Origin of the sequence: Ramlibacter aurantiacus (assembly GCF_016722895.1) — a bacterium.
In the GTDB taxonomy this organism is placed as follows: domain Bacteria; phylum Pseudomonadota; class Gammaproteobacteria; order Burkholderiales; family Burkholderiaceae_C; genus Ramlibacter; species Ramlibacter aurantiacus.
The window spans coordinates 108050-131898 of sequence record NZ_JAEQNA010000008.1 but is presented as its reverse complement, the minus strand read 5'-3'; the positions used below and the strand labels follow the sequence as shown (position 1 = coordinate 131898).

The 23849-nt window shown below is 61.8% G+C and carries 26 protein-coding genes and 2 pseudogenes; 16 read left to right on the top strand and 12 right to left on the bottom strand.

Features of this window, described 5'->3' with window-relative positions:
* The first annotated feature begins 27 nt into the window (after positions 1-27).
* The gene (locus JI739_RS19370) at positions 28-2040 is read left to right on the top strand and encodes a site-specific DNA-methyltransferase (protein ID WP_236589881.1); all 2013 of its coding nucleotides are present in this window, start codon (positions 28-30) and stop codon (positions 2038-2040) included.
* 10 nt (positions 2041-2050) lie between these two features.
* On the top strand, positions 2051-5158 hold the full coding sequence (locus JI739_RS19365) for a type III restriction-modification system endonuclease (protein ID WP_201685586.1): 3108 nt from the start codon (positions 2051-2053) through the stop codon (positions 5156-5158).
* Between the two features lie 56 nt (positions 5159-5214).
* On the opposite strand, the gene JI739_RS19360 is transcribed toward JI739_RS19365, so the two are convergent.
* The 6 genes from JI739_RS19360 to JI739_RS19335 all read right to left on the bottom strand — a co-directional run bounded on the left by JI739_RS19360 (position 5215) and on the right by JI739_RS19335 (position 9746).
* The gene (locus tag JI739_RS19360) at positions 5215-5955 is read right to left on the bottom strand and encodes a hypothetical protein (protein WP_201685585.1); all 741 of its coding nucleotides are present in this window, start codon (positions 5953-5955) and stop codon (positions 5215-5217) included.
* Positions 5956-6088: 133 nt separating this feature from the next.
* On the bottom strand, positions 6089-6469 hold the full coding sequence (locus JI739_RS24585; protein WP_236589880.1) for a hypothetical protein: 381 nt from the start codon (positions 6467-6469) through the stop codon (positions 6089-6091).
* A 682-nt stretch (positions 6470-7151) separates the two neighbouring features.
* The gene (locus JI739_RS19350) at positions 7152-7643 is read right to left on the bottom strand and encodes a hypothetical protein (RefSeq protein ID WP_201685583.1); all 492 of its coding nucleotides are present in this window, start codon (positions 7641-7643) and stop codon (positions 7152-7154) included.
* Positions 7643-9064: a recombinase family protein gene (locus JI739_RS19345; protein WP_201685582.1), complete on the bottom strand. Its 1422-nt coding sequence runs from the start codon at positions 9062-9064 to the stop codon at positions 7643-7645. The genes JI739_RS19350 and JI739_RS19345 overlap by 1 nt, the downstream gene beginning before the upstream one ends.
* Positions 9061-9525, bottom strand: coding sequence for a DUF2924 domain-containing protein (locus JI739_RS19340; RefSeq protein WP_236589879.1), 465 nt, complete (start codon positions 9523-9525; stop codon positions 9061-9063). Before JI739_RS19340 ends, JI739_RS19345 begins: the two co-directional genes overlap by 4 nt.
* A complete protein-coding gene (locus tag JI739_RS19335; RefSeq protein WP_201685581.1) occupies positions 9522-9746 on the bottom strand; it encodes a hypothetical protein in 225 nt (74 codons plus the stop codon). Before JI739_RS19335 ends, JI739_RS19340 begins: the two co-directional genes overlap by 4 nt.
* Positions 9747-9958: 212 nt before the next feature.
* Between JI739_RS19335 and JI739_RS19330 the strand changes: the two genes are divergently transcribed.
* Together JI739_RS19330 and JI739_RS19325 are read left to right on the top strand one after the other, a co-directional pair.
* Positions 9959-11197 (top strand): hypothetical protein, encoded by a 1239-nt coding sequence (locus JI739_RS19330; RefSeq protein WP_354003762.1) that lies wholly within the window; start codon positions 9959-9961, stop codon positions 11195-11197.
* Entirely contained in the window at positions 11194-12180 is a 987-nt protein-coding gene (locus tag JI739_RS19325; RefSeq protein ID WP_201685580.1) for a hypothetical protein, read from the top strand. Before JI739_RS19330 ends, JI739_RS19325 begins: the two co-directional genes overlap by 4 nt.
* Before the next feature lie 15 nt (positions 12181-12195).
* On the opposite strand, the gene JI739_RS19320 is transcribed toward JI739_RS19325, so the two are convergent.
* Positions 12196-13098, bottom strand: a complete 903-nt coding sequence (locus JI739_RS19320) for a LysR family transcriptional regulator (RefSeq protein WP_201685579.1) — start codon at positions 13096-13098, stop codon at positions 12196-12198.
* Between the two features lie 129 nt (positions 13099-13227).
* Here JI739_RS19320 and JI739_RS19315 point away from each other — a divergent pair, with 129 nt between their 5' ends.
* The 8 genes from JI739_RS19315 (at position 13228) to JI739_RS19280 (ending at position 18339) form a co-directional block, all read left to right on the top strand.
* The gene (locus JI739_RS19315; protein WP_201685578.1) at positions 13228-13854 is read left to right on the top strand and encodes an NADPH-dependent F420 reductase; all 627 of its coding nucleotides are present in this window, start codon (positions 13228-13230) and stop codon (positions 13852-13854) included.
* A gap of 11 nt (positions 13855-13865) precedes the next feature.
* Entirely contained in the window at positions 13866-14315 is a 450-nt protein-coding gene (locus JI739_RS19310; protein WP_201685577.1) for a DoxX family protein, read from the top strand.
* Positions 14316-14342: 27 nt separating this feature from the next.
* Complete coding sequence (locus JI739_RS19305; protein ID WP_201685576.1) at positions 14343-15158, top strand: DODA-type extradiol aromatic ring-opening family dioxygenase; 816 nt, start codon at positions 14343-14345, stop codon at positions 15156-15158.
* Positions 15151-15789 (top strand): esterase, encoded by a 639-nt coding sequence (gene ypfH / locus JI739_RS19300; protein WP_201685575.1) that lies wholly within the window; start codon positions 15151-15153, stop codon positions 15787-15789. The genes JI739_RS19305 and ypfH overlap by 8 nt, the downstream gene beginning before the upstream one ends.
* Positions 15790-15817: 28 nt before the next feature.
* Positions 15818-16249, top strand: coding sequence for a hypothetical protein (locus JI739_RS19295; RefSeq protein ID WP_201685574.1), 432 nt, complete (start codon positions 15818-15820; stop codon positions 16247-16249).
* Between the two features lie 238 nt (positions 16250-16487).
* Positions 16488-16919 carry a DUF3597 domain-containing protein gene (locus JI739_RS19290; protein WP_201685573.1) on the top strand — a complete coding sequence of 144 codons (432 nt, stop codon included), beginning with the start codon at positions 16488-16490 and terminating at the stop codon, positions 16917-16919.
* 14 nt (positions 16920-16933) lie between these two features.
* A complete protein-coding gene (locus JI739_RS19285) occupies positions 16934-17551 on the top strand; it encodes a DUF937 domain-containing protein (RefSeq protein WP_201685572.1) in 618 nt (205 codons plus the stop codon).
* Positions 17552-17637: 86 nt separating this feature from the next.
* Positions 17638-18339 carry a DUF4197 domain-containing protein gene (locus tag JI739_RS19280; protein ID WP_201685571.1) on the top strand — a complete coding sequence of 234 codons (702 nt, stop codon included), beginning with the start codon at positions 17638-17640 and terminating at the stop codon, positions 18337-18339.
* A gap of 46 nt (positions 18340-18385) precedes the next feature.
* Here the strand turns inward: JI739_RS19280 and mscL (JI739_RS19275) are convergent.
* The 5 genes and pseudogenes from mscL (JI739_RS19275) to JI739_RS19255 form a co-directional block, all read right to left on the bottom strand.
* Positions 18386-18505 (bottom strand): annotated as a pseudogene (mscL, locus tag JI739_RS19275) (large conductance mechanosensitive channel protein MscL); the annotation flags it as partial.
* 47 nt (positions 18506-18552) lie between these two features.
* Positions 18553-20057, bottom strand: a protein-coding gene (locus tag JI739_RS19270; RefSeq protein WP_236589878.1) for an IS3 family transposase whose coding sequence is annotated in 2 segments (ribosomal slippage) — positions 18553-19604 and positions 19604-20057 — 1506 coding nt in all. Because the reading frame shifts where the segments join, the coding sequence is not laid out codon by codon here.
* 66 nt (positions 20058-20123) lie between these two features.
* A pseudogene (gene mscL / locus JI739_RS19265) lies at positions 20124-20441 on the bottom strand (large conductance mechanosensitive channel protein MscL); the annotation flags it as partial.
* 131 nt (positions 20442-20572) lie between these two features.
* Entirely contained in the window at positions 20573-20842 is a 270-nt protein-coding gene (locus tag JI739_RS19260) for a PsiF family protein (protein ID WP_201685569.1), read from the bottom strand.
* A gap of 202 nt (positions 20843-21044) precedes the next feature.
* Positions 21045-21278: a GDCCVxC domain-containing (seleno)protein gene (locus JI739_RS19255; RefSeq protein ID WP_201685568.1), complete on the bottom strand. Its 234-nt coding sequence runs from the start codon at positions 21276-21278 to the stop codon at positions 21045-21047.
* 266 nt (positions 21279-21544) lie between these two features.
* On the opposite strand from JI739_RS19255, the gene JI739_RS19250 reads away from it, so the two are divergent.
* Genes JI739_RS19250 through JI739_RS19235 form a run of 4 tightly spaced genes read left to right on the top strand, consistent with a single transcriptional unit; the run spans position 21545 to position 23839 of the window.
* On the top strand, positions 21545-21844 hold the full coding sequence (locus JI739_RS19250; protein WP_354003761.1) for a helix-turn-helix transcriptional regulator: 300 nt from the start codon (positions 21545-21547) through the stop codon (positions 21842-21844).
* A gap of 11 nt (positions 21845-21855) precedes the next feature.
* The gene (locus JI739_RS19245; protein ID WP_236589877.1) at positions 21856-22368 is read left to right on the top strand and encodes a hypothetical protein; all 513 of its coding nucleotides are present in this window, start codon (positions 21856-21858) and stop codon (positions 22366-22368) included.
* The gene (locus tag JI739_RS19240) at positions 22365-23189 is read left to right on the top strand and encodes an ATP-binding protein (protein ID WP_201685685.1); all 825 of its coding nucleotides are present in this window, start codon (positions 22365-22367) and stop codon (positions 23187-23189) included. The genes JI739_RS19245 and JI739_RS19240 overlap by 4 nt, the downstream gene beginning before the upstream one ends.
* 8 nt (positions 23190-23197) lie before the next feature.
* A complete protein-coding gene (locus tag JI739_RS19235) occupies positions 23198-23839 on the top strand; it encodes a hypothetical protein (RefSeq protein WP_201685567.1) in 642 nt (213 codons plus the stop codon).
* Positions 23840-23849 lie beyond the last annotated feature (10 nt).

Below are 23849 nucleotides of genomic sequence, written 5' to 3'. Positions count from 1 at the left end.
GGAAGCGCAGCGACTAGAGGATCGAACATGGACAAACTGAAAATGCACTCGCCCAATCTCACCCAAGACAACATTGCCCGTATCCGCGATCTGTTTCCGGGCTGCGTGACGGAAGCCAAGGGTGAAGACGGCAACGTGAAGCTGGCGGTGGATTTTGACCAGCTTCGCCAAGAGCTAGCCGATTCGATTGTTGAGGGTCCGCAGGAACGCTACCACCTTAATTGGCCAGGCAAGCGCGAGGCACTGCTCACGGCAAATGCACCGATTGCAAAGACGCTCCGTCCAGTACGCACGACAAAAAATTCAAAAGGCGAACAAATTGAAGAGAGCGTCAACTTCGACACTACCAAAAATATCTTTATCGAGGGCGATAATCTCGACGCGCTGAAGCTGCTTCAGGAAACTTATCTTGGCAAAATCAAGATGGTCTATATCGACCCGCCGTACAACACGGGCAACGATTTTGTTTACGCCGACGACTTTGCAGACGAAGTCTCTGAATTTTTTCTCCGCTCAAATCAAGTGGATAGCAAAGGAAATCGCTTGACAGCCAATCCCGAAACAAGCGGGCGCTTTCACTCGGACTGGCTGTCCATGATGTACTCGAGACTAAAGTTGTCGCGCAACTTGCTGCGAGATGATGGACTCATCGTAATTCATATTGATGAGAATGAATATCCCAACTTGGAGAAGCTTCTGGCCGAAATATACGGCGAGAAGAATAATCTCGGAACTATTGTGTGGGATAAAAGAAATCCAAAAGGTGATGCCACTGGCGTCGCGCAGCAGCATGAACTAATTTGTATTTACTGCAAAGATCGAGAATTCTTCAAGGCGACCTGCGAGTTCCAGCGTCCCAAAGAGAACGCGGGCAAAATGCTTGCAAAAGCCAAGCAGATTCTTGGCAAGGAAGGCGGGGTCACTGAAAAAGCAAGGAAAGAATACAAAGACTGGGTAAACCAGCAAGATCTCACTGGGGGCGAAAAGGCATATAACCAAATCGATGACAATGGCGACGTCTTCCGTCCGGTTTCGATGGCGTGGCCGAACAAGAAAAAAGCACCGGAAGATTACTTCATCCCGCTAATTCATCCCGTAACAGGGAAGGAGTGCCCTGTTCCTGAACGGGGATGGCGCAACCCTCCTGCAACAATGCAAGAACTCCTGAAGTCTGGGTTGATTATTTTCGGCTCAGACGAGAAGACGCAGCCGACGAGAAAATATCGGCTGAAAGATAATTTATTTGAAAACATCCCTTCGCTGCTTTACTACGGTGGCAGTGACGACGCCTTGCTTGCTGACCTCAGTATTCCTTTTGATACACCAAAACCGGTTCATGTAGCAAAGAGAATAATTCAATCAATTTGCAAGAATGACGATATATTGATCGACTTCTTCGCTGGCTCGTGCACGGCGGCGCATGCACTTATGCTTTTGAATGCAGAAGATGGGACAAATCGCCGATTCATAATGGTTCAATTGCCCGAGGAATGTGACGAGAAGTCCGAGGCCAGAAAACTTGGATACTCAGTAGTTTCTGAGATTGGAAAAAATCGCATTCGGAGAGCGGCACAAAGAATTCGAGAAGAATTCTCAGACACCTTGCCTACGAGAAATACGGATCTTGACTTGGGATTCCGCCTACTTAAAGTCGATACATCGAACATGGCTGACGTCTACTACGCCCCCGATGCGCTGGACAAAGCCAATCTCGACTTGTTTGTCGACAATATCAAGCCTGACCGCACGGCGGAAGACTTACTGTTCCAGGTGATGATGGACTGGGGCGTTGATCTTGCGCTGCCAATTGCTAGGAAGTCCATTCAGGGCAAGGAGGTTTTCTTTGTCGATGACAACGCGCTGGCCGCCTGCTTTGACGCACACGGCGGCATAGACGAAGCCTTCGTGAAGGAACTAGCCAAGAGCCAACCACTGCGAGTGGTGTTCCGCGATGCTGGCTTCAAGGACAGCGCTATCAAGATCAACGTGGAGCAGATCTTCAAGCTTTTGTCGCCTGCCACCGAAGTGAAGTGCATTTGAGGAGGCTGCAATGAAGCTGAAATTCAAGACGCAGACCTACCAGACAGCGGCCGTGCAAGCAGTAATCGACTGCTTCAAGGGACAGGTTCCGCATCACGGCGGCGTTCGCTACCGGCTCGATCCCGGCAGCCAGAAAGCAGCCCAAGCAGGCCCGCAAGGGGCGATCGCGCTGGAAGCCGCTACGCATGAAGCCGCAGCGGAAAAGGAAGCGGCGTTCCGCAACGCCGACTTCACTTTGTCGGACACGGCGCTGCTCGAAAACATCAGAGCCGTGCAGCAGGGCCAGAACCTGCCGATATCGGACGCACTGGTTAAGACCAAAGTGGCCAAGGTTAACCTCGACGTCGAGATGGAAACAGGCACCGGCAAGACCTACTGCTACATCAAAACCATCTTTGAGTTGAACAAGCAATACGGATGGAGCAAGTTCATCATCGTGGTGCCCAGCATCGCCATCCGTGAAGGCGTGGCCAAGTCGCTGCAGATCACCTCCGAGCACTTCCTTGAAACGTATCAGAAGAAGGCACGCTTCTTTATCTACAACTCGAAGCAGCTGCACCACCTGGAGAGTTTTTCGTCGGACGCGGGGATCAACGTGATGGTGATCAACGTACAGGCCTTCGCCGCACGAGGAGCCGACAATCGCCGAATTTATGACGTGCTGGATGACTTCCAGTCGCGCAAGCCCATCGACGTGATAAGCGCCAACCGCCCCATCCTGATCCTGGATGAGCCTCAGAAGATGGAAGGCGCGGCGACGCTGAAGTCGCTGGAGGAGTTCAAGGCGTTGATGGTGTTGCGCTACTCGGCCACCCATAAGACCACGCACAACAAGATCCACCGCCTCGATGCGTTGGACGCTTACAACCAGAAGCTGGTAAAAAAAATCGCCGTGCGTGGCATCGCGGTGAAGGGGCTAGCGGGCACGGCGGGCTATATGTACTTGCAGTCCATCGAGATATCGAGCAAGAAGCCGCCCGAGGCGCGTGTGGAGTTCGAGCAGAAGCTGGCAGGTGGGAACATCAAGCGGGTGGTGAGGAAGCTCTCCAAAGGCGACAACCTGTTCGATCTGTCGAACGGGCTCGATCAGTACCGCGATGGCTTTTTCGTGGCCGATATCAACGCCAACTCCGACACCCTGAGCTTCACTAATGGGGTCGAACTAACCGTTGGGGATGTGACCGGTGATGTGACCGAGGCCGCGCTGCGTCGCATCCAGATCCGCGAGGCCATCAAGGCGCACTTCGACAAGGAACAAGCGCTGTTCCAACACGGCGTGAAGGTACTCACGCTCTACTTCATTGACGAAGTGGTCAAGTACCGCGACTACGATTCACCGGACGAGAAAGGCGTTTACGCCCGCATCTTCGAGGAGGAGTATCAGTTCTACCTCAATGAGGTGCTGGATCTGGATGAAACGCCGTACGTCAAGTACCTAAGAGGCATTTCTGCCGAAAAGACTCACAGCGGCTATTTCTCCATCGACAAGAAAAGCAAACGGCTGGCCGACCCCACGGTCGCGGCGCGTGGCGAGAACGCGGGGCTTTCCGACGACGTGGATGCCTACGACCTGATCCTGAAGGACAAGGAGCGACTGCTGTCATTCGCCGAGCCGGTGCGCTTCATCTTCTCCCACTCGGCACTGCGTGAAGGCTGGGACAACCCGAACGTGTTCGTGATTTGCGCTCTCAAGCACAGTGACAACACTATTTCCCGCCGTCAGGAGGTGGGACGTGGCTTGCGGCTGTCTGTCAACCAAAGCGGTGACAGGATGGATCACCCAGCCACGGTACACGATGTGAACGTGCTGACCGTGGTGGCAAGCGAAAGTTACAAGGACTTTGTCGCGGCGCTGCAGAAGGACATCAGCGAGTCGCTGTCGGCGCGTCCGCGGGTAGCGGACGAGGCCTACTTCACCGGCAAGGTGCTGAAGACGGAGTCTGGCGATGTCGCGATCACACCGCAGCTCGCGAAGCAGATCTACAAGTACCTGCTTAAGCACGACTACACCGACAACGCTGATCGGATCACCAGCACATACCACGAGGCCAAGAAGGACGGTGCGCTGGCTGCGTTGCCACCCGAGTTGGCGCGGCACGCGGAGCAGGTCTTCAAGCTGATCGACAGCGTTTTCAGCGAGAGCCAGTTGCCCGAAATTGACGACGACCGCAAGCCCAAAAAGAACCCGCTCAACGCCAACTTCGAGAAGCAGGAGTTCACGGAACTTTGGAATCGGATCAACCGCAAGGCGGCATACAGCGTCGACTTCGACCACGACGAACTGGTGCAGAAAGCGGTCAAGACACTCAACGACAAAGATGCCGGGCTTCGTGTGACCCCGTTGCAATACACCATCCAGCACGGTGAACAGGCAGCTGCCGTGACCTACGATGGGATTAAGGGCGGCACTGCATTCGAATTGAAGGACTCTGAAACGGAAAATAACCGCGTCTCGATCCATTCAGCGATCAGGTACGACCTGATCGGCAAGCTTGCAGAAGGCACCCAGCTAACACGGCGCACGGTGACCGACATTCTGAAGGGACTTAACGCCGCAGTATTCGCGCAGTTCAAAACCAACCCGGAGAGCTTCATTGCCGAGGCGATTCGCCTGATCAACGAGCAGAAGGCTACCGTCATCATCGAGCATCTGGCCTACGATCCAGTCGAAGACAAGTTCGACCTCGACATCTTCACCGCCGGACAAACCAAGCAGGACTTCAGTAACGCGGTAAAGACACCCAAGCGCCATATCTATGACTTCGTATTGCCTGACTCAGGCTCGAAGCCCGAGCGGGAATTTGCCATAGCGTTGGAGGCCAGCGCTGAAGTCGTTGTGTATGCGAAGTTGCCACGCGGCTTTCTGATTCCAACACCTGTCGGTGACTACAACCCAGACTGGGCCATTTCATTCAAAGAAGGATCGGTGAAGCACATCTACTTCGTTGCTGAAACCAAGGGATCGATGTCGTCGATGGATCTGCGCGAAATCGAGAAAACCAAGATCAAATGCGCCCGTAAGTTCTTCGATGAGATGAACCGTCGCTTCGCACCCGAAAACGTTAAGTACGACGTGGTAGATAGCTTTGGTCGGCTGATGGAAGTGGTTAGGCAATAACAGTTGCCTACTTCATGGAGGCTGGCGCAAATCAAATCAAACCTTGCGCCAATCAATCAATAAATCCCGGTCAAAAAATCACTGTAGCTGAATTGTCCAATCCTAACGGGCGAGTTAATGGCCGCATAGGAGAATAGCGCAAACCGGGATGCATTATCATTAAATGCAGGCTTGGTTTGTCTTACGTTATACGCGATGGTCATCCTCATCGCCGACTGATTGCATACAGCCAAAAGCAAATTAAAATTCACGTAATCAACGGGATAGGGATTCCATTCCTGCAAAGGATAGAAAGACCGTTTCAGTTCGATAGCCTCAATCGGCTCCCCTTCAGCGCTCAATCGAATAAGGTCAATGTCAGTCACCTTGATGGAGCCGAGGCTGCTCCGCTGCCAGTTATGATAAGCACTACTTGTGGCGTCGTTGACGCTTTTTCCGCAGGCTCCACTTTTGACCGGTAAGCCTATCTTCTGGAACTCATCTTTAAGCTGATCTAAGGTGAGCTCGCAAGGTTGTTGTCCTGGCTTGCCAAAGCCGACTGTATCAATGAAATTGGCTGCGTCGTCAAATTTGACGAAAAAGAGGGGGGTGCCAGATTTTGAGGATATCTTCTTTGCTGCTTGAATGACATCCTTCTGAAGAGACCACGACTTTCCGAATGCCAAAACAAGAGCTCTTGGAGTGGCAGACTGATCACCGTAAATGAGCATCCAAGCGTTTCCAGACACCCAAACGAATGGATGCGTCTGTTCAGATTCTAGTAATTTATAGACAGCATTTGTTTTATAATAGCTCACTGACGCCATCCCTTAAAGCATGCACCTCAACCTGGTGCAAAGTAGTTGGAAAGGATGGCTGTCCTGTCAACCTGATGATTAAAATTGTGGTTTCTCAGTCCGCGCCATTCCCTGCTGGAGAAATTGCAGAATTCTATTTCCGAGGGCGTTGTTTTTTCAGGCCCCAATAGGTCCAGCCATTGGCTGCCGCGCCAGATAAAGCTTGTGCCGCAGAAGACAGCGAGGGATAAACTTTATCGCCGACTCGCAGAGAGATTGCGCCACTCTTTTTATCTACAGAAACCACCTCTGCTTCAGCATGCCCAGGTTTTTTCCGGTACTGGTGGATAAGCCTGTCGCCTACTCGAGGCCATTTTCTATCTTGATTCATCGTTGCTTGCCCTTGCCACGATCGCACAGCGTAGATCATACTGCTTGGTTGGACGTGGACTGGCGTAACGTGCGCGGCTGCCGACGTGTAGGAGAAGCTCACCAGCGCGTCGTACTCGTGCTGGGCCAGGGCACGGTCACTCATTGCTTGAACGCGCCTACGAACTGCTGCACATCTGGAGCGCCCGAGCCAAAGCGTTCGCCGGCGTCGTAGTGTCACCGGAGACGCACCGATGACCCGGCCCCCAGGACGGTTGCCGGACTGACGCTGTCCGCCGCAGCCCTGGTCGGGATCATCCTGCACGAGGGCTACACCGACCGCGCGGTGCTTCCGGTCAAAGGTGATGTGCCCACCATTGGTTTCGGCAGCACGACCGGGGTGAAGATTGCTGCGCGACGATGGCCCAACGGTTGCGTTGATGTGCGGGCGGCAAAGGGCAGCAGCACGAATTCACCGCGCGACAATGTCAGTGCGTCCCCGAGCAGCGGCAAATACCAATTCCGTCGCCGTGAAAGCCGCGGACAGCAGCGAGAAGCGGCTGCGGGTGCGAGATCAGGTAACCCGCCCGCCAGTTCTTCGAGGAGATGAACCGCCGCTTCGCCGCGGAGAACGTCATGTATGACGTGGTGGACAGCTTCGGGGGGGGGGATGGAAGTGGCGAAGTACTGACTGCAAGAGCGCGGCCTCGGCAGCGCGCTAGCCCGCAAGCACGTGTAGAACCCCGGCGTTCACGGAAGATCTCTCTGCATAGGTCAACGGCTGCGGAAGCTCAGACTCGCTGATTGACTGGCCTCCTAAGTCTCGGCTCCAGTGCGGCTGGGGCACTTCAGCAGCGCGTGCCAGCGCTGCAAAACCCAAACAGCCTCCGCTGCTCCTGCCAGTTCAGAGGCACCTCCTTCTGCCTTCCCCGCACCGCATGTAGATTCAGATGCCGCGGTTGCCGGCCCTCGAGGATGGCGCGAACGATGTCCGGTGCCAGCAGTGTCATGCGCAGCACCTCCGATACCCACCCAGCCTCCAGCTTGAAAAGTCGCGCCAGTTCGGTAGCGTTGGCGACCTCGCCGCTCTCGATCAGCCGCTCCCAGTAGAACGCCTTGCCCAGCGTCCGAACCAGCGGCAGGTCTATCGAGGTGGTGGTCTTCGCGCCGGTCTCGCCGTCAGGCGGCACAATCAACTTCGTCCGGTGCCGCCGCTTGATGGACAGCGGCACGAAGGTCACGGATCGGCCGCCGCTCTCGAACTGCCGCGACTTGCCCGATGGCGTGATGACCACACTGCGCGCCGCTGCCTTTTCGCCGTGAGTCTTCGGATCGCCCATCAGACCATCTCCTCGTCACGGGCCGCCAATTCGGCCTCGCGCTGCTCCGCCACGAAGGCCTGTCGTTCCAGCTCCCGCCTGAAGCGCTGCCAGCTGTCATCGCGCCAGATGATGTCGAGCCCGTCCTCATGCAGCTGGACCCGCTCGACCAGGAGCCGCATGATCCGGTGCTGCTCGATGGGGAACAGGTTTTCCCAGACTTGGCTCATTTGCCGCATCGCGACCAGCACCGTGGGCTCGTCCAGGTCCTGCTTGTCCCGCAGCGCCATCCCGGCCTGCCAGACGCCGACGATCATCTCCGGCTCCTGCAGCGCCTTGTGCACCTGCGCGAGCACGGCGGCCTCGATCTCCAGTGCAGGCAGCGGTCCGATGCTGGGTCGGCTCGAATCGCGAGTGGCGCCGGCGGCCTGCCGCTTCTCCAGATACGGCACGTAGTACCGGTAGCGCTTTCCGTTCTTTTTCTGCGTGAAGGTCGGCAGCATCCGCTGACCGTCCGGTGCGTACAGCAGCCCGGTGAGCAGCGCTGGTTCCTTCTTGTACTGCGTGCGCGGACCGCGCTTGCGCTCGTCGACCACCGCCTGCACCGCCGCCCAGAGCTCCTGGCTGACGATTGGCTCGTGCTGGCCGGGGAAGGTCTGCCCCTTGTGCGTCATCTCGCCCAGGTACAGACGGTTGCGCAGCATGGTGAACAGGCACTGCTGATCGATCACCTTGCCCTCATGCCGGCGGCCGTTCTGCGCCACCCACACCTTGGTCGTGTGGCCCTCGATCTGCAGCTCCCGCACCAGCTGCGCCGCCGAGCCGGTCTCGGCGTAGCGCGCAAAGATGTCTCGCACCAGCGCCGCCTCCCGCTCATTGACGACCAGCTTCCGGTCGCGGACGTCATACCCCAGTGGCGGCGTGCCGCCCATCCACATCCCCTTGGCCTTGCTGGCGGCGATCTTGTCGCGGATTCGCTCGCCGGTCACCTCACGCTCGAACTGCGCGAATGACAGCAGGATGTTCAGCGTCAGCCGCCCCATGCTGGTGGTCGTATTGAACTGCTGCGTGACCGACACGAAGGTGACGCCGTGCCGGTCGAACAGGTCGATGATCTTGGCGAAGTCCGCCAGGGACCGGGACAGCCGGTCGATCTTGTAGACCACCACCACGTCGATGCAGCCGTCCTCGACGTCGGCCAGCAGGCGCTTGAGCGAGGGGCGGTTGATGTTGCCGCCGGAGAATCCGCCGTCGTCGTAGCCGTCGTCGATCGCGAGCCAGCCCTCATGCCGCTGGCTGCTGATGAAGGCCAAGGCGGAATCGCGCTGCGCCTCCAGGCTGTTGTACTCCTGGTCCAGGCCTTCGTCGGTGGACTTGCGGGTGTAGATGGCGCAGCGCTTCTTCGGCGTGAGTGCGGGCGTGCGTGGGGTTTCCGCCTTCATGCCTGGGCTGCCTTTCTTTCGCGGCTGGTCGGCTTCAGGCCGAAGAAGACCGGACCGGAGTACACCGAGCCGGTGATCGCCCGCGCCACCGCGGACAGGCTCTTGAACGGGCGGCCTTCCAGCTCGAAGCGGCCGTCCTCCAGCACCTGCACGCGATAGGTGATGCCGTTGAACTCGCGCACCAGGGTGGTCCCGGGCACCAGCCCCACGTCGGCACGGCGCTTGTGGTTCGGCACCTCGCCGGTCTTGCCAATCAGCTCCAGCTTGCGGCGCACGTGGACGGGCAGGCCGCCGAAGGCGCGCTCCTGCAGCTTGTAAGCGATGCGGCTTTCCAGGTAGGTGCGGTGGTGATGGCCGGGCCGCTGGTCGAACAGCGCGTCCCAGAGCGCCCACAGGCGCGACATCGGCAGGTGCGGCAGCTGCGCCATCTGCGCGACCACCGTGGCGTGTTGCGTCGTCAAATCCGAACTCCTTGTGTGTAGACGGGGTTCGCATTCAGGCGCTGGTCGCCAGGAAAGCCAACACTAACTTCGCTGTCCGTGGCGGGCACGCCCGGCTCTTTCCTGGCGCGCATGCGCAGGATGGCAGCGGCGAGCAATTCGGCGATCTCCCGTTGCGGGTGCCGGGGCAACACCTCGGCCGCTGGTCGGCGGGCGGCAGAGGGAGATTCGATATCTGTCATGGGGTGGCGTTCCTGGTGAAAAACGCCGTCGATGCTAGAAGCCGACCCCGGTCGGAGTAACTTGTTTTGGCGGCCATGCGCGGCGCACCGCGCGGCAAACAGGGCTGGCGCGGAGGTGGTGGCGAACGGTAGGGTTAGCCGTAGAATACTGGATAAATAACCAGTATCGAACCACATCGAAAGAAACCCGCACGACCACAAAGGAGACTCCCGTGCTGAAGCCGCTTTCCTACCCCGACATCCTGCTCGGCCTCCCCGTAGACGAGACCCTCACGACCTTTCTCACGCGCGCGGGCTTGCCGTTGCCGGAGGGCTTCGCCTGGAGCGACGACGCGGCCTGCACCAAGCGGCTGATCGCGGCCATCCAGGCCTGCCCGGATCAGGGCGTGCGCGACCGCATCGCCGCCGGCCTGCACACCAGCGCGCAGCTGTCAGGGCAATCCGGCAAGCAGGCGCTTTTCCAGGCGGCGCGCGCGGACAGCGCCGTGCTGCTGGCGCTCATTCAGTGCCGCAGCGACATGCACCGGGCTTTCTGGATGTTCGTGCACCAGCCGTTGCTGTTCGAGCAGGCCGGCGACATCGAGTACGCCGACCAGTACATCCCGCAGGCGCAGCAGCATGATGTGGGCGTGCAGCTTCCGGTGCGTCGCGATGCCGAATCGCTCGCCGACTTCTGTGCTGCGATCAAGGCGTTCTACCAGCAGGAGTTGGGCTGCGGCGAGGTGTGCATCGCCCACCTGATGGACCGCGCGAGTGGCACCCAGCTCCTGAGCGTGCACGCGAAGGATCTGGCCACGCAGCGGGTCGAGTTCGACGGCACCGAGCTGCAGCGGCGCGTCGGCAGTCCCACCATCCACATGGTTCTGGAGTATTCCGAAACGACTGGCGTAGTGCGCACCGTCATTAAGGGCGGTGCCAAGTACCAGCAGATGCTGGTCGATGCCTTCGCGATCCACCTGCTTGGAGTCGACCAGGTGCATGCCGAGCGGATCAAGCAGCCGACACTGGATTTGACGGGGCTGCGTCTCGGGTTTCAGGTGCCGCAGGCGTTGGACGATGGCTTTCTGACCCTGCAGGTGAAGAGCCTGACGATGCTGGCGCCGGACCGCAGTTTCAAGGTGGAGCTCACCGCGATGGCGTCCGCCGACCACGCCTGCGTCACGGAGCTCGCCGCCGATCACTTCCCTTCGGACAATCCGCTGCAGCGAGGTTGGGAGATCCAAGCCGCCCGGATCAACCTGTACTACCCGCCCGAGGCAGGGCGCAGCCGTGGCAAGGTCATCGCGGTGGAGGTCACGCGGCGCGGGCGGTTGAACCTGCACAAGTACGACGAGAAGTTGCGCGCACAGCTCGAGGGCTATCTGATTGAGCTCGGCATCATGCAGCCGCAGCAGCGCCTGTCGCCGCAGGTGGTGGCGCCTGTGGAACTGGTGGGTGTCGCCGTCGAATGAATCTGTCGCGCAATGCCGCGGCGTGGGAACTCGTCTGCCAACGCTGGCAAAGCGGCCATCACTGGTTTGACGACGCGATCCCGCCCGTGCAGAGGACAGCGCACGAGCATCTCGTCGAACTCAAGGCGGTCAAGCCCGTCGCGGTGAACCAGCAGTTTGCGCTGTGCGGCCACTGCGGATTGCACACCGCGCCGATCTTTCGCGACAAGGCGGCACTGCGAATGCAATGCCCGGAGTGTGGGCCCGTCGCCGTCGCGGCGCGCGACCTGAAGGCGTGGGTGGTGGATGAGGAATGGCTGATTCGGAAGCTACGCGCCGCGTTCAGCGTTCCCACCCATCAGGAGGTGGTTCGGATCACCGCGGGCGTCTGGCGTATCGGCCTGCACCAGCGGACAGCGGTGCTGCTGGCGCGGCGACTCGATCTGCTGCTACAGCAACCGTCGGTACTGGCGCGCGGCCGAGGCGAGACGGTGCTGTGGCTGATTACGCCGAAGCGGCTGCGCGAGGGCGATGACGATCCTGTCGCCGGTGCTGCCCGCTGGTTGCCGATGGAGGAGCGATTCACCTTGTATGGCGGCAACGTCAGTTTCATCGACGCCGACACGTCACGCGGTGACGAGGCGATCGCTTCGGCAGATCCGGTTTACGGCCCGTTCTCAGCTGACTTCCGTTGGGTCCGGCTGCAGGGCGAGGGCGCTTCCATCGAACTCAGCGAAGCACAAGCCGCGGTGCTCAAGGCGCTGTGGGAGTTTGGCGGCCAGTCGCAAGAAGCGCACCTCGTCATGTCCCGCGCTGGGCTCGCGAGCGACAAGCCGATCGATGTCTTCAAAGTGAAGGCGCAGCACAAGGGGAACGAGCGTTACGAGGGACCGCTGCGGGCCTACAAGGCGCTCGTGAAAACGAATCAGCGGGCGGGCACCTATGCACTGGCGCCAGGTGTGATGGGAGCCGCGATCAGCAGCGCAGTGGCGACCTTGTCTTGAGGTCTGCAGCCGCTGTTACATCGCGGCCCACGGCGCATCGGCCAACCTCGCGGAGAGGAACTCCACCACGGCACGCACCTTGGGCATGACGAACTTGCGGCTGGGATAGACGGCGTAGATCCCCAGCTCGATCGAGCGGTACTGTGGAAGGATCTCGACGAGATCGCCAGATGCCAGCTCGCGCGCGATCAGGAACGTCGGCTGCAGCTGAATGCCGGCTCCGCGCAAGCAAGCCGCCACGCAGGTGTCACCGTTGTTGGACCAGATGTGCGGCCGCACCTTGACGGTGAGGGGGCCCGCGGGGCCGGTGAACTGCCATTGATCGCCCATGGCCAGCAGGCTGTAGCCGATCACGTCGTGCTCCGGGAGCTCGTTCGGAAGCTGGGGCGCTCCCCTGGCCTGCAGGTACTTCGGCGAGGCGCACAGCACCAGCCGCGTGGAGGCGAGCTTGCGCGAGACGAGCGTGGAGTCTGGCAGTCGCGCGATCCGCACCGCCAGGTCGAACCCCTCGTCGACCAGGTCCATGATCCGGTCGGCCAATTGCACATCCAGCGACACCCGTGGGTGCGCTCGCACGAAGTCACTCCACAGGGGTGCCAGGTGCTGGATGCCGAAGCTCACCGGGACGCTCACTTTCAGGAGTCCGCTGGCCGTGTGGCTGCGGGTGGAAATCTCCGCCTCCGAGTCTTCGATGCTCGCCAGGATGTCGCGGCTGCGGGCCAGGAAGACCTCACCCTCCGCGGTCAGCGACAGCTTGCGCGTGGTGCGATGCAGCAGCCGCGCGCCCAGGCGCTGCTCCAGGTCGGACACGTAACGCGAGACAGCCGCCTTGGACATCCCAAGCCCATCCGCAGCAGCCACGAAGCTTCCGGCGTCCACAACGGCCGTGAACACCCGCATCTCCTGGCACTTATCCATCGTCCCGATTTTCTGAACAAACAATCACAAGAACGGCAGTTTATCTCTTTGATCTGGGTCAATACACTTCTTTCCATGCCGCCACTGACGGCATCCCACAGTCAGTCATCCACTTCAAAGGAATGAAAAATGAAAGTACTCGTCATTGGCGCCGGCAACATGGGCTCCGGCTTCGTCAAGCAACTCAGAGCCGCAGGCCACCAGGTCAGCGTCACGGCACGCGATGCGGCCAAGGCCCAGGCGGTCGCGCAGCAGTACGGTGCCAAGGCCGTCTCGACGGCGGGTGCAGCCGATGGCGTGGACGCCATCGTGGTCGCCACCCCGTATGAGCAGGCCGCCGAGGCCCTGCGCAGCGTCGGCAAGCTCGACGGCAAGCCGGTGATCGACATCACCAACCCGCTGACGGCCGACTACATGGGCCTCACGGTGGGCCACAACACGTCGGCCGCCGAGCAGATCGCTCAGGCCGTGCCCGGTGCGGAGGTCGTCAAGGGCTTCAACACGGTCTTCGCCCAGGTGCTGGCCGAAGGCGCCAAGCTGAACGGCCAGAAGGTCACGGTGTTCGTGGCCAGCGACAGCGAGCGAGCCAAGCAGACTGCGCGGGCGTTGGCCGAGAGCATGGGCTTCGACGTGATCGATGTGGGCGGTCTGAAGAACGCTCGCTACCTCGAGCCCGTCGCGGGGCTGAACATCTATTTGGGCTACGGCGCCGGGCTGGGCACCAGCATCGCGCCGACCTGGATCCGCAAGAACTGAAAGGAACGATCATGAGCAACACCAACATCGCCCAACGCGTGCTGGCCACCGACGCCGGCTGGGGAACCCTGGCCCTGCGCATTCCCGTGGGCATCATCTTTGCCGCTCACGGCGCGCAAAAGCTGTTCGGCTGGTTCGGCGGCTACGGCCTGGAAGGCACCGGCCAGTGGATGGCTTCCATTGGGCTGGCGCCGGGCTACCTGATGGCGCTTCTGGCTGGCGCCGCCGAGTTCTTCGGTGGCCTGGCCCTGATCGCCGGCCTGCTGGTGCGCCCTGCCTCTGCGGCACTGGCCTTCGCGATGGTGATCGCGATCTTCAGCGCCCACATCGACAAGGGCCTGTTCGTCGCCAACAACGGCTACGAGTTCGCACTGGCACTGCTCGCCGTCACGGTGGCGCTCGTCTTTGCCGGCGCCGGCCGCGCCTCGCTGGACCGGACGATCAGCCGCCGGCTGGCCTGACCAGAAACAAGACTCAAGGAGAACCTCATGACCACGATGCCTACCGTCTTTGTCTCGCATGGTGCGCCCACCTTCGCGATCGAGCCCGGCCTGGCCGGGGCCCAACTGCGCGCCCTCGGACGCGCGTTGGGCAAGCCCGAAGCCATCGTGGTCGTGTCGCCCCACTGGATGACGCGCGGCGTGGAGATCACGGCGAATGCGGACCCGGAAACCGTCCACGACTTCGGTGGCTTCCCGCGTGCGCTCTATTCGATTCAATACCCGGCACCGGGATCCCCGGAACTGGCGGCGCGCACGCAGCAAGTACTGAAGTCGCGCGGCATCACCGCTTCGCTGGACACGCGGCGCGGCCTGGACCACGGCGCCTGGGTGCCGCTGCTGCACATGTACCCGGACGCCGATGTTCCCGTGGTGCAGGTGTCGATTCCGTTCGATACGGACGAAGCCAAGGCACTGGAACTCGGACGCGCGCTCGCCCCGCTGGCAGCGCAGGGCGTGCTGATCGTCGGTTCCGGCAGCCTCACGCACAACCTGTACGAATTCCGCATGGGGGATGCGAAGGAGGCGAGCTACGCCCGTGAGTTCTCCGAGTGGATCCGTGACGCGGTCGCGCGGGGCGACATCCGCCGCCTCGAGCAGGCCCTGCAGCAGGCGCCGCACGCCCAGCGTGCGCACCCCACCCCGGAGCACTTCCTGCCGCTGCTGGTGGCCGCCGGTGCGGCGTCCGACCTCACACCGTCGACCGTGCTCGATGGCGGCATCCGCCACGGCGTGCTGGCCATGGAGTCGTACGTCTTCGGCCAGAGCGTGTCCTTGCAAGTCGAGGAGACCAACCATGCATGACGGATCCATCGTGATCGCCAGGCCGCCGCGGGCTGCGCAACTGGTGCTGCTGTTCCACGGCGTGGGCTCCTCAGCCGACAACCTGGCACCCCTTGGCGGCGCGATTGCGCAAGCGCGTCCTGATGCCTTCGTCGTCAGCGTCAATGGACCGCATCCGTCGACCCTGGGCAGCGGCCGCGAATGGTTCTCGGTCGTGGGGATCACCGAAGAGAACCGGCCCGAGCGGATCGCCAAGGCGATGCCGCTGTTCCGTGAGGCGGTCGCCCACTGGCAGAAGGCCAGCGCGATCGGCCCCGCAGCAACGGTGCTCGTGGGCTTTTCCCAAGGAGCGATCATGGCGCTCGAATCGACGCAAGGAGAGACGCAAGTGGCGCCGGCGCAGCGCGTGGTTGCCATGGCCGGGCGCTTTGCCCAACCAGTGCGCCGCGCACCGGCAGGCCTGAAGTTCCACCTGATCCATGGAGAGCAGGACGCTGTCGTGCCGACCCGATCGTCCGTGGAGGCCGCGCGCGAGTTGCAAGGTGCCGGCGCCGATGTGACCCTGGATCTGCTGCCTGGGCTTGGTCACGGCATCGACGCGCGCGCGCTGCGGCTGGCGATCGGGTATCTTGACGGACCCCATCGTCCCTGAACCGCCGGGACCGCATATGACAGCGCGCTTGATCATTTCCGAGGCCACGTACGTCCTGCAGCAGGAGTCTGAGGCGGGTTGGAATGATCGGGCGGTGCTCAATGGAGGCGCCAGCGCGCTTCTGCCCGCCATGCGCCCCCTGGATGAGGCCAGCCTGGAGATGGCCATCGAAGTGGCAGAGAACTGGTTGATGCCACACGCGCGCCATCTCCGGGGCGACGTCCTTGAAGTGAGCGACACCACGGGGCGGCTCACATCGGGCTTGATGGACGTTATGTCGGAATCGGCAACGAGCTGGAGCGTTGCAGACCTCGAGCAGCTCTTTCTGCGCATGGTGGACTTGGCGACCGGCAGGATCGCCAGTCCAGCGCTTGAAGGCAGACGGGCGTTCGCTGCCGATCTGCTCATCCTGCGCGAATTGGCCCACCATGGGGATGTAGGCGAGATCCGGCTGTTTTGACCAAAGGCCGGCCGGCGCCCTGCCGCAGGCTGTGAAGCCCAACTCATCTGCCCCCTGATGCTGCGGCTGTTGTGGGTCGACTTACCGGCCGCCAAGTGGACAGCACTCCTCCCGGATTCCGGCCTCGCTCGCGTTGTGGGTGCGTCGGCCTGAAGGCGTAAAGTAGGTGATCCGCACAGCCAATAGGGGCATGTTCGCGGACAACGCCGATGGCGTGCATCACTTCAGGAGGATCAGCATGAGCTTTTTCAGCAAGATCTTGGACAAGCTGGGTTTCGATGCCGGTGCCAGCAAGGTTGAGGCAATGCTCAAGGCGCCGGTCGCGCCGGCAGCCCCCGCGGCGCCGGCAGCACCTGCCACCGGCACAATGGGAGCGCCTGGTGGCGCTCCTGCCGTCACGCCGATGAAAGAGGTCGATGTCGTGGCGCAACTTGAAAAGAAGGCAGCCGCCAACCCGCAGAAGCTGAACTGGCGCACCTCCATCGTTGATTTGCTCAAACTGCTGGATATCGACAGCAGCTTGGCCGCGCGCAAGGAGCTTGCCACCGAGCTGGGTTGCCCGGCCAACCTGATGGGCGACTCGGCCCAGATGAACATGTGGCTGCACAAGACCGTGCTGGCCAAGCTCGCCGCCAACGGCGGCAACGTGCCCAAGGAACTGCTCGATTGAGCACGGAGACAACCATGAACCTCACCGATATCCTGGCGCAGGCCGGCGGCCTGCAATCGGTCGCACGCGACCTGGGGATCAGCGAAGAGCAGGCAGCATCCGGCGCGGAAGCCTTGCTGCCCGCAATCATGGGCGGCATGAAGAAACAGGCGCAGGCCCAGCCCGCCGGTCTCGCAGGTCTGGGGGGCCTACTTGGCCAACTTGGCGGCGGCGGCCTGTTCGACCAGGTCCTGAGCCCGCAGCCGACGGACCCGAGTCAGGGCAATGCCGTGCTGGGGCAGATCTTCGGCTCCAAGGACGTGAGCCGCACCGTGGCCGACAACGCAGCTTCGCAATCGGGCCTCGATTCGGGCTTGCTGCGCAAGATGTTGCCGCTGCTGGCGATGTTGGTGACCGGCTACATGGCCAAGCAGGCAGGTGGCGCCGGGCAGGCGCCAGAGGGCAGCGGATCGGGTGGGCTTGGTGGCCTGGTGGGCAGCCTGGGCGGCCTGTTCGGTGGCGGGGGAGCGGGCACTCCAGGCGCAGGGGGCGCGATGGGGGCATTGGGGGGCCTCGGTGCCATGCTCGACGCAAACGGGGACGGCAACGCGCTTGACGACATCCTGCGCATGGCGGGCAAGACAAGTCGCTAAGTCGGCACGGCGCCCGCTGGGCGCGGTCGGTTGGCGCGCATTCTCATAGGGCACGCATCATGAAAGAACGTCATCCAGCAGCGCCCATGAATCGCCGCGAGTTCAATCTCATGCTCGCCGGCGCTGGAATCTTCACATGCCTCACCCCCACGAGCAGTCATGCCTTCGGGCTGGCCGACCTGTCCAACCGGGAGGTTGACCAGGGCGTGAAGACTGCGCTGGAGCAAGGTGCCATTGCCGCTGTGGGGCTGCTCGGCAGACCTGACGGCTTTCTGGGCAACCCCAAGGTTCGGATTCCCCTGCCGGGGATCCTGCAACAAGGGGCCGGACTTCTTAAAGCAATGGGGCGCGGCCAGCAGATCGAGGAGCTGGAAGTCGCCATGAACCGGGCGGCCGAGGCCGCCGTGCCCATGGCCAAGGAGATGTTGGTCAACGCCGCCCGGTCGATCACCGTCAACGACGCGCGAGGCATCCTGACCGGCGGAGAGACCTCCGTGACAGATTTCTTTGCGGGCAAAACACGGGAGCCCTTGACCATCAAATTCCTGCCGGTGGTGAAGACCGCAATTCAGAAGGTCGGGCTCGCGCAGAAGTACAACGCCGTAGCAGGCAAGATTGCTGGCACCGGCTTAGTCGGCAAACAAGATGCCAATCTCGAGCACTACGTGACAGGCAAGTCACTCGATGGCCTGTACTTCATGATTGGTGAAGAGGAAAAGAAGATCCGCTCCAATCCCGCAGCGGCCGGCAGCGCCGTGCTGCGCAAAGTCTTCGGCGCATTGAAGTAGCGTCGCCGAACAATCGCGCCGACCGACGCCGGTGCGCCAGGGGTGCTCAGCTCTTCACGAGCGCATTGCGAATTTCTCGCAGCAACACAACTTCTTCGGCCGGTGCGGCAGGGGCGGCCGCTACTTCCGGCTCCCGTCGCTTCAGGCGGTTGATCTGCTTGACCACGGGTTGTGTCAAGGTAGTTGTCGCCTGCGCCGATCAGCGACCGGCCATCAGGTGTCGCGCTCTGGATTCAGGTAGACAGACTTCGGCAGCGTCCAGCTCCTGCATTCACCGGACCAGCGTTCAGGCCTGCGCTGGCGCGCCTGTTCGTACACGGCACGTCGGCTCTGGAGGATTGGAGCCTCGGCACCTTGATGCCGGTGCACAGGTGTCACGTACTGCAGGCTGCCGTGCAGATTGACCTCGTTGTACCAACGTACGAACTGCATGACCCACTCACGGGCGTGCTGCAGGCATGTGAAGGGCCGTTCAGGCCAGAGGGGGCAGTACTTGGCGGTGCGGAACAGCGCTTCGGCGAAGGCGTTGTCGTTGCTCACGCGCGGCCTGCTGAAGGACGGAACCACGCCCAGTGTGCGCATCGTGTGCAGCAGGGTGGCCCCCTTCATCGCGGAGCCGTTGTCCGAGTGCAGCACCAGCGGCTTGCCTGCGGTGCGTTCGGCAAGGCAAGCCCGCGCGAGCAGGCGGCTTGCATGGTGGGCCGCCTCGATCTCATGGACCTCGCTGGCCACCACCTTGCGGCTGTAGATGTCCTTGACCATGTACCAGTAGTAGAAGCGGCCCTTGATGATGCTGGGCATCCAGGTGATGTCCCAGCACCAGACCTCGTTGGGGCCACTGGCCATGTGGGTAGTCAGCACCCGTTTGCGCGGAGCGCGCGCCCGGCTGCGCCGGTGAGCCTGGCCGGCAGCGCGCATGACCCGGTAGAAGGTCGATTCAGAGGCCAGGTAGATGCCCTCGTCGGCCAGCTTGGGCACGATCTGGTGCGGCGTGAGGCTGGCGCAGTCCGGTCGATTCACCGCCATCAGTACCGCCTGGCGCTCGTCCTCGTCAAGCTTGTTGGCAGGCCTGGGCCGCACAGCCGCTGGTCTGCCGTCCTGCGGGCGCTTGCGCCAGCGCTGCAGCGTCCGCACTTGGAGCCCCAGCTCACGGCAGGCGCGCTCCTGCCGCGCCCCAGCTGCGACCGCCTCATCGATCAACGTCATGGCCAACGTGCGATCCGAGGTGTTGATCATTCTTCCTCGTCCTTGCCCCAGATCGCAGTGGCTTTTTTTCGTAGCACCAACAGCGCTGCCGTCTCGGCCAGAGCCGCTTCCTTGCGACGCAGTTCGCGCTCGAGCTGCCGGATTCGATCCTTTGACGCTGCATCGCCGCTTGAGTCTGCGGGCTTGGCAGGGGCGGTGCGATTGGCCTGCTCGCAGGCCAATCGCCACTGCGCCAGCTGCTGTGGCTCGATGCCCTTCTTCCTGCAGTACTCCGACACCTCCGCTTCGCTCAGGTGCGCCGTCTCCAGCACGGCGTGAAATTTGCGAGCACTGCTCTTGTCCTTGCTTCGAATGGCGTCCTCTCCTTCGGCCAGCTCATTGCGCCAAGTGCGAATGCTCACCGCGGTGGTGCCCAGTTCGCGTGCAACGTCGTTCAACTGCCGATTGTGCGGCGGCCCCAGCTGCTCCAGGGCCCATCTCTTCTGCTCAGGTGTGTATCGCTTCGGTGGCATCTCTTGCCGCTCCAGATCTCCCGCCAAGGTTGAGATTCAAGAGCGACAACTAGCCTGACACAGAGGGACCATCAGGAAGATCACGAACGCCAAGATGACGAAGTTCAAGGCGACTGTGATGAAGTTGCCGTAGGCCAGGACGGCGCCGGCCTTCTTTGCTTCCACCAGCGTTGTTGCCGTCTGCCCCGCGAGCGGCACGAAGTAGTTGCTGAAGTCCAGGCCACCGAACACCTTGCTGACGATCGGCATGATGATGTCAGCGACCAGCGAATCAACAATCTTGGCGAATGCCGCGCCGATGATGACGCCCACGGCCAGATCCATCACGTTGCCCTTCAGGGCAAACTCTTTGAATTCAGAGGCGAAGCTCTTTTCTTCTCCAATATCGTTGGTGAAAGGACGTGGCAGCGCTGAGCCTCCCGCAGCGTGAAGCGGTCGCGCCGCAGCGACTGGCCGCAGCAGGCACTGATCGCGGGCCGTACGCGGTCAACACCGCGAACGATTGACTCGCGACCTCAGCCTTTCTTTAGGCACTCGGACATGAACTTCTTGCGTTCATCGCCCTTCATGCCTTTGGCCTCGACGTTGCAGGATTTCATCTTGGCCTGTTGAGGGGTTTCCTTCTTGGCACTCAGGCATTCCTTCATGAACGCCTTGCGCTCATCGCCCTTTTTGTCGCCAGCCTCCTTGTTGCAGGTGGCCATCTTCGTCTGCTGCGCGGTTTGGGCCTGCGCGCCGAAAGTAAATGCCAGGGCGACAGACAAACCAATCAGGAGTTTCTTCATGCTATTTCCCCACTAGTGGTGGTGGAATTCCATCACAATAGTTCTGTAGCCGCAATCACTTCGGAGGATCTGGCTTACATCCGCTCGGGGTCGTTCACAACGACCACCCAGCTTTCATGAGGTCCCAGCAGACGGCAGGACAAGAGCTTTCTGGGCTGAGATAAGAGACCCCATCGACCTTGTTTGGGTCGCGGTTGTGAAATCACTCGCCCGACTTGGCGCAGCAGCCGCCGTCCTGCGCCCCCACCTGGATCGGCGGGCACGGAACGCTGCCGTAGGAACAAAACACGCAGCAATCCCCTGGTTTGGGGCGCAGCACGACGCCGCAGTGTTCGCATTCGTAGAACCACTGGCAGGCGTCCGTCGGCATGGTTTCCGTCTTGACGTGCCCGCACTCGGGACAGGTCAAGGTCGATTCGAGCGTCACCGCTGTCATAGAAGTACCTCTGTTGCCAGCCAACAAGGCGATTTGGGCGCCATCGTCTATCAAGTTGCCTTCGGGTAAGACATCTCACTTCACCCGTTCGCAGACCGTGAACGACAGGCTCAGGCGATGGACATAGCGCCAGCTTAGCGCGATCCCAGGCCGTGCGGTCACATGGGTATCTGACGCCCGCCTGCCAATGGCGAACCGGAAGTTTCCGCTCAGTTCGCCACCCAGTTCCTTAACGGTTCGCCACCCGTTTTCGACACTGCCCAGCGTTGTTCCTCACCTACACGAAAGGGGTGTCAATGCTGCAATCAACACCAGCAAACCGCGGTGCGTCGAACCATCTCGCGCTGCCCGATCCGATGCGTCCGCACGAGCGGCGCGTGCTCTCTGAAAGCGAACTGGCCCAGCGCTGGGGCGTGAGCGCCAAGACGCTGCAACGGTGGCGGTCCGAGGGCCGGGGCCCGCACTATCTGAAGCTCTCCAAGCGGGTCACCTACCCGCTGGAGCTCATCGCCGAGTACGAGCGCAGCGCGCTGCACGCCGCGACCTCCGAGCGCGTGTGCAAGTGAGGGGCCGGCACATGACCACCTCCCACGCATTCGACGCGCCCGTTCACCTCGAGCAGGCCATGCCCTTGGCGGAGATGAGCGTGGCGCAGATCGCCGCGCTGCCGCCCGCGCAATTGCAAGAAGCCCAGGCCAACCTGCTCGCCCTGCAATCCATGGTCAAGGCCGTTCTGGACCGCATGCACACCGCAATGGAGCAGCGCTACGCCGAGCGGGCGCAGGCGGCACGTCTGGTCAATGGACGCGATTTCGGCGTGTGCCACCTGAGCGACGGCGAGCTGCGCGTGAGCGTCGATCTCCCGAAGAAGGTGTCCTGGGACCAGACCCAGCTGGCCGCCATCGCCGCCCGCATCGCCGACGCCGGCGACCGCGTGCAGGACTACATCGACGTCGACTACTCGATCTCCGAAAGCCGCTTCAACAACTGGCCGCCGGCCCTCAAGGAGCAGTTCGCCGCCGCCCGCACCGTCAAGCCGGGCAAACCGAGCTACCGGCTCGCCCTCCAGGCTCCGGAAGGAGGCGCCTGATGCTGCCCATCATCTCCGCCGAAGAGCGGCTGAAGGAACGCCACAGCGCCAAGATCGCGCTGGTGGGGGCGCCTGGTGTCGGGAAGACCTCCCAGCTGCGAACCCTGTCGGCCGACACCACCCTGTTCGTCGACCTGGAGGCGGGCGACCTGTCGGTGCGCGACTGGCCGGGTGACACGGTGCGCCCGCGCACCTGGCCCGAGTTCCGCGACCTGGTGGTGTTCCTCGCCGGACCAATGCCCACGGCCAACGCCGATCAGGCGTTCTCGCAAGCCCACTTCGAGCACGTCTGCACCAGGTTCGGCGATCCGGCGCAGCTGGCCCGGTACGACACCTACTTCGTCGACAGCCTGACCGTGCTCTCGCGCCTGTGCTTCGCCTGGTGCAAGACCCAGCCGCAGGCCTTCAGCGAGAAGTCTGGCAAGCCGGACAGCCGCGGCGCCTACGGCCTTTTGGGCCAGGAAATGATCACGGCGCTCACGCACCTGCAGCACGTGCGCGACAAGCACGTCATCTACGTCGCCATCCTGGAAGAAAAGACCGACGACTTCAACCGGCGCTTCTACCAGCTGCAGCTCGAAGGCAGCAAGACCGCGCTGGAGTTGCCCGGCGTCCTGGACGAGGTGGTGACGCTCGCGATCCTCAAGGCCGACGACGGCACGCCGTATAGGGGGTTCGTCACTCGTGCCGACAACGCCTTCGGCTATCCGAGCAAGGACCGCAGCGGCCGGCTGGAAGCCATCGAGGAGCCCCACCTCGGAAAACTCATCGCCAAGTGCCTGGGACAGAACGCTCCGGCACGGCAGAACGAATCGATCTAAGGACATCCATGAACACGCATCCCGCCAGCAACTGGAACGACTTCAACGACGCCGACGCGCAGCAAGGCGCCTTCGACCTGATCCCCAAGGGCACCATCGTGCCGCTGCGCATGACGATCAAGCCCGGTGGTCATGACGACCACAGCCAGGGTTGGACCGGCGGTTACGCCACCCAGTCCTTCGACACCGGCGCGGTGTACCTGGCCTGCGAGTTCGTCGTCACGGGCGGCCCGTATGCCAAACGCAAGATGTGGTCCAACGTGGGCCTGCACTCCCAGAAGGGCCCGACCTGGGGACAGATGGGCCGCAGCTTCATCCGCGCGGCGCTGAACAGCGCCCGCCGCGTTCACCCTCAGGACAACTCGGCCCAGGCAGCGGCCGCACGCCGCATCAACAGCTTCGCCGATCTGGACGGACTGGAATTCATCGCCCGGGTCGATGTGGAGAAGGACGGAAAGGGCGAAGACCGGAACGTGGTTAAGCTCGCGATCGAGCCGGACCACAAAGACTATGCAGCCCTGATGGGCGGCGCCGTCAAGGCGCCCACGGGCGGTGGCAGCTCCGGGACTCCCGCGCAGGCGACGCCAGCGTACGCCGCAGCGCGTCCGGCCCAGTCGGCTCCGACCGGCAAACCCGCCTGGGCGCAGTAATGAGGAGCGC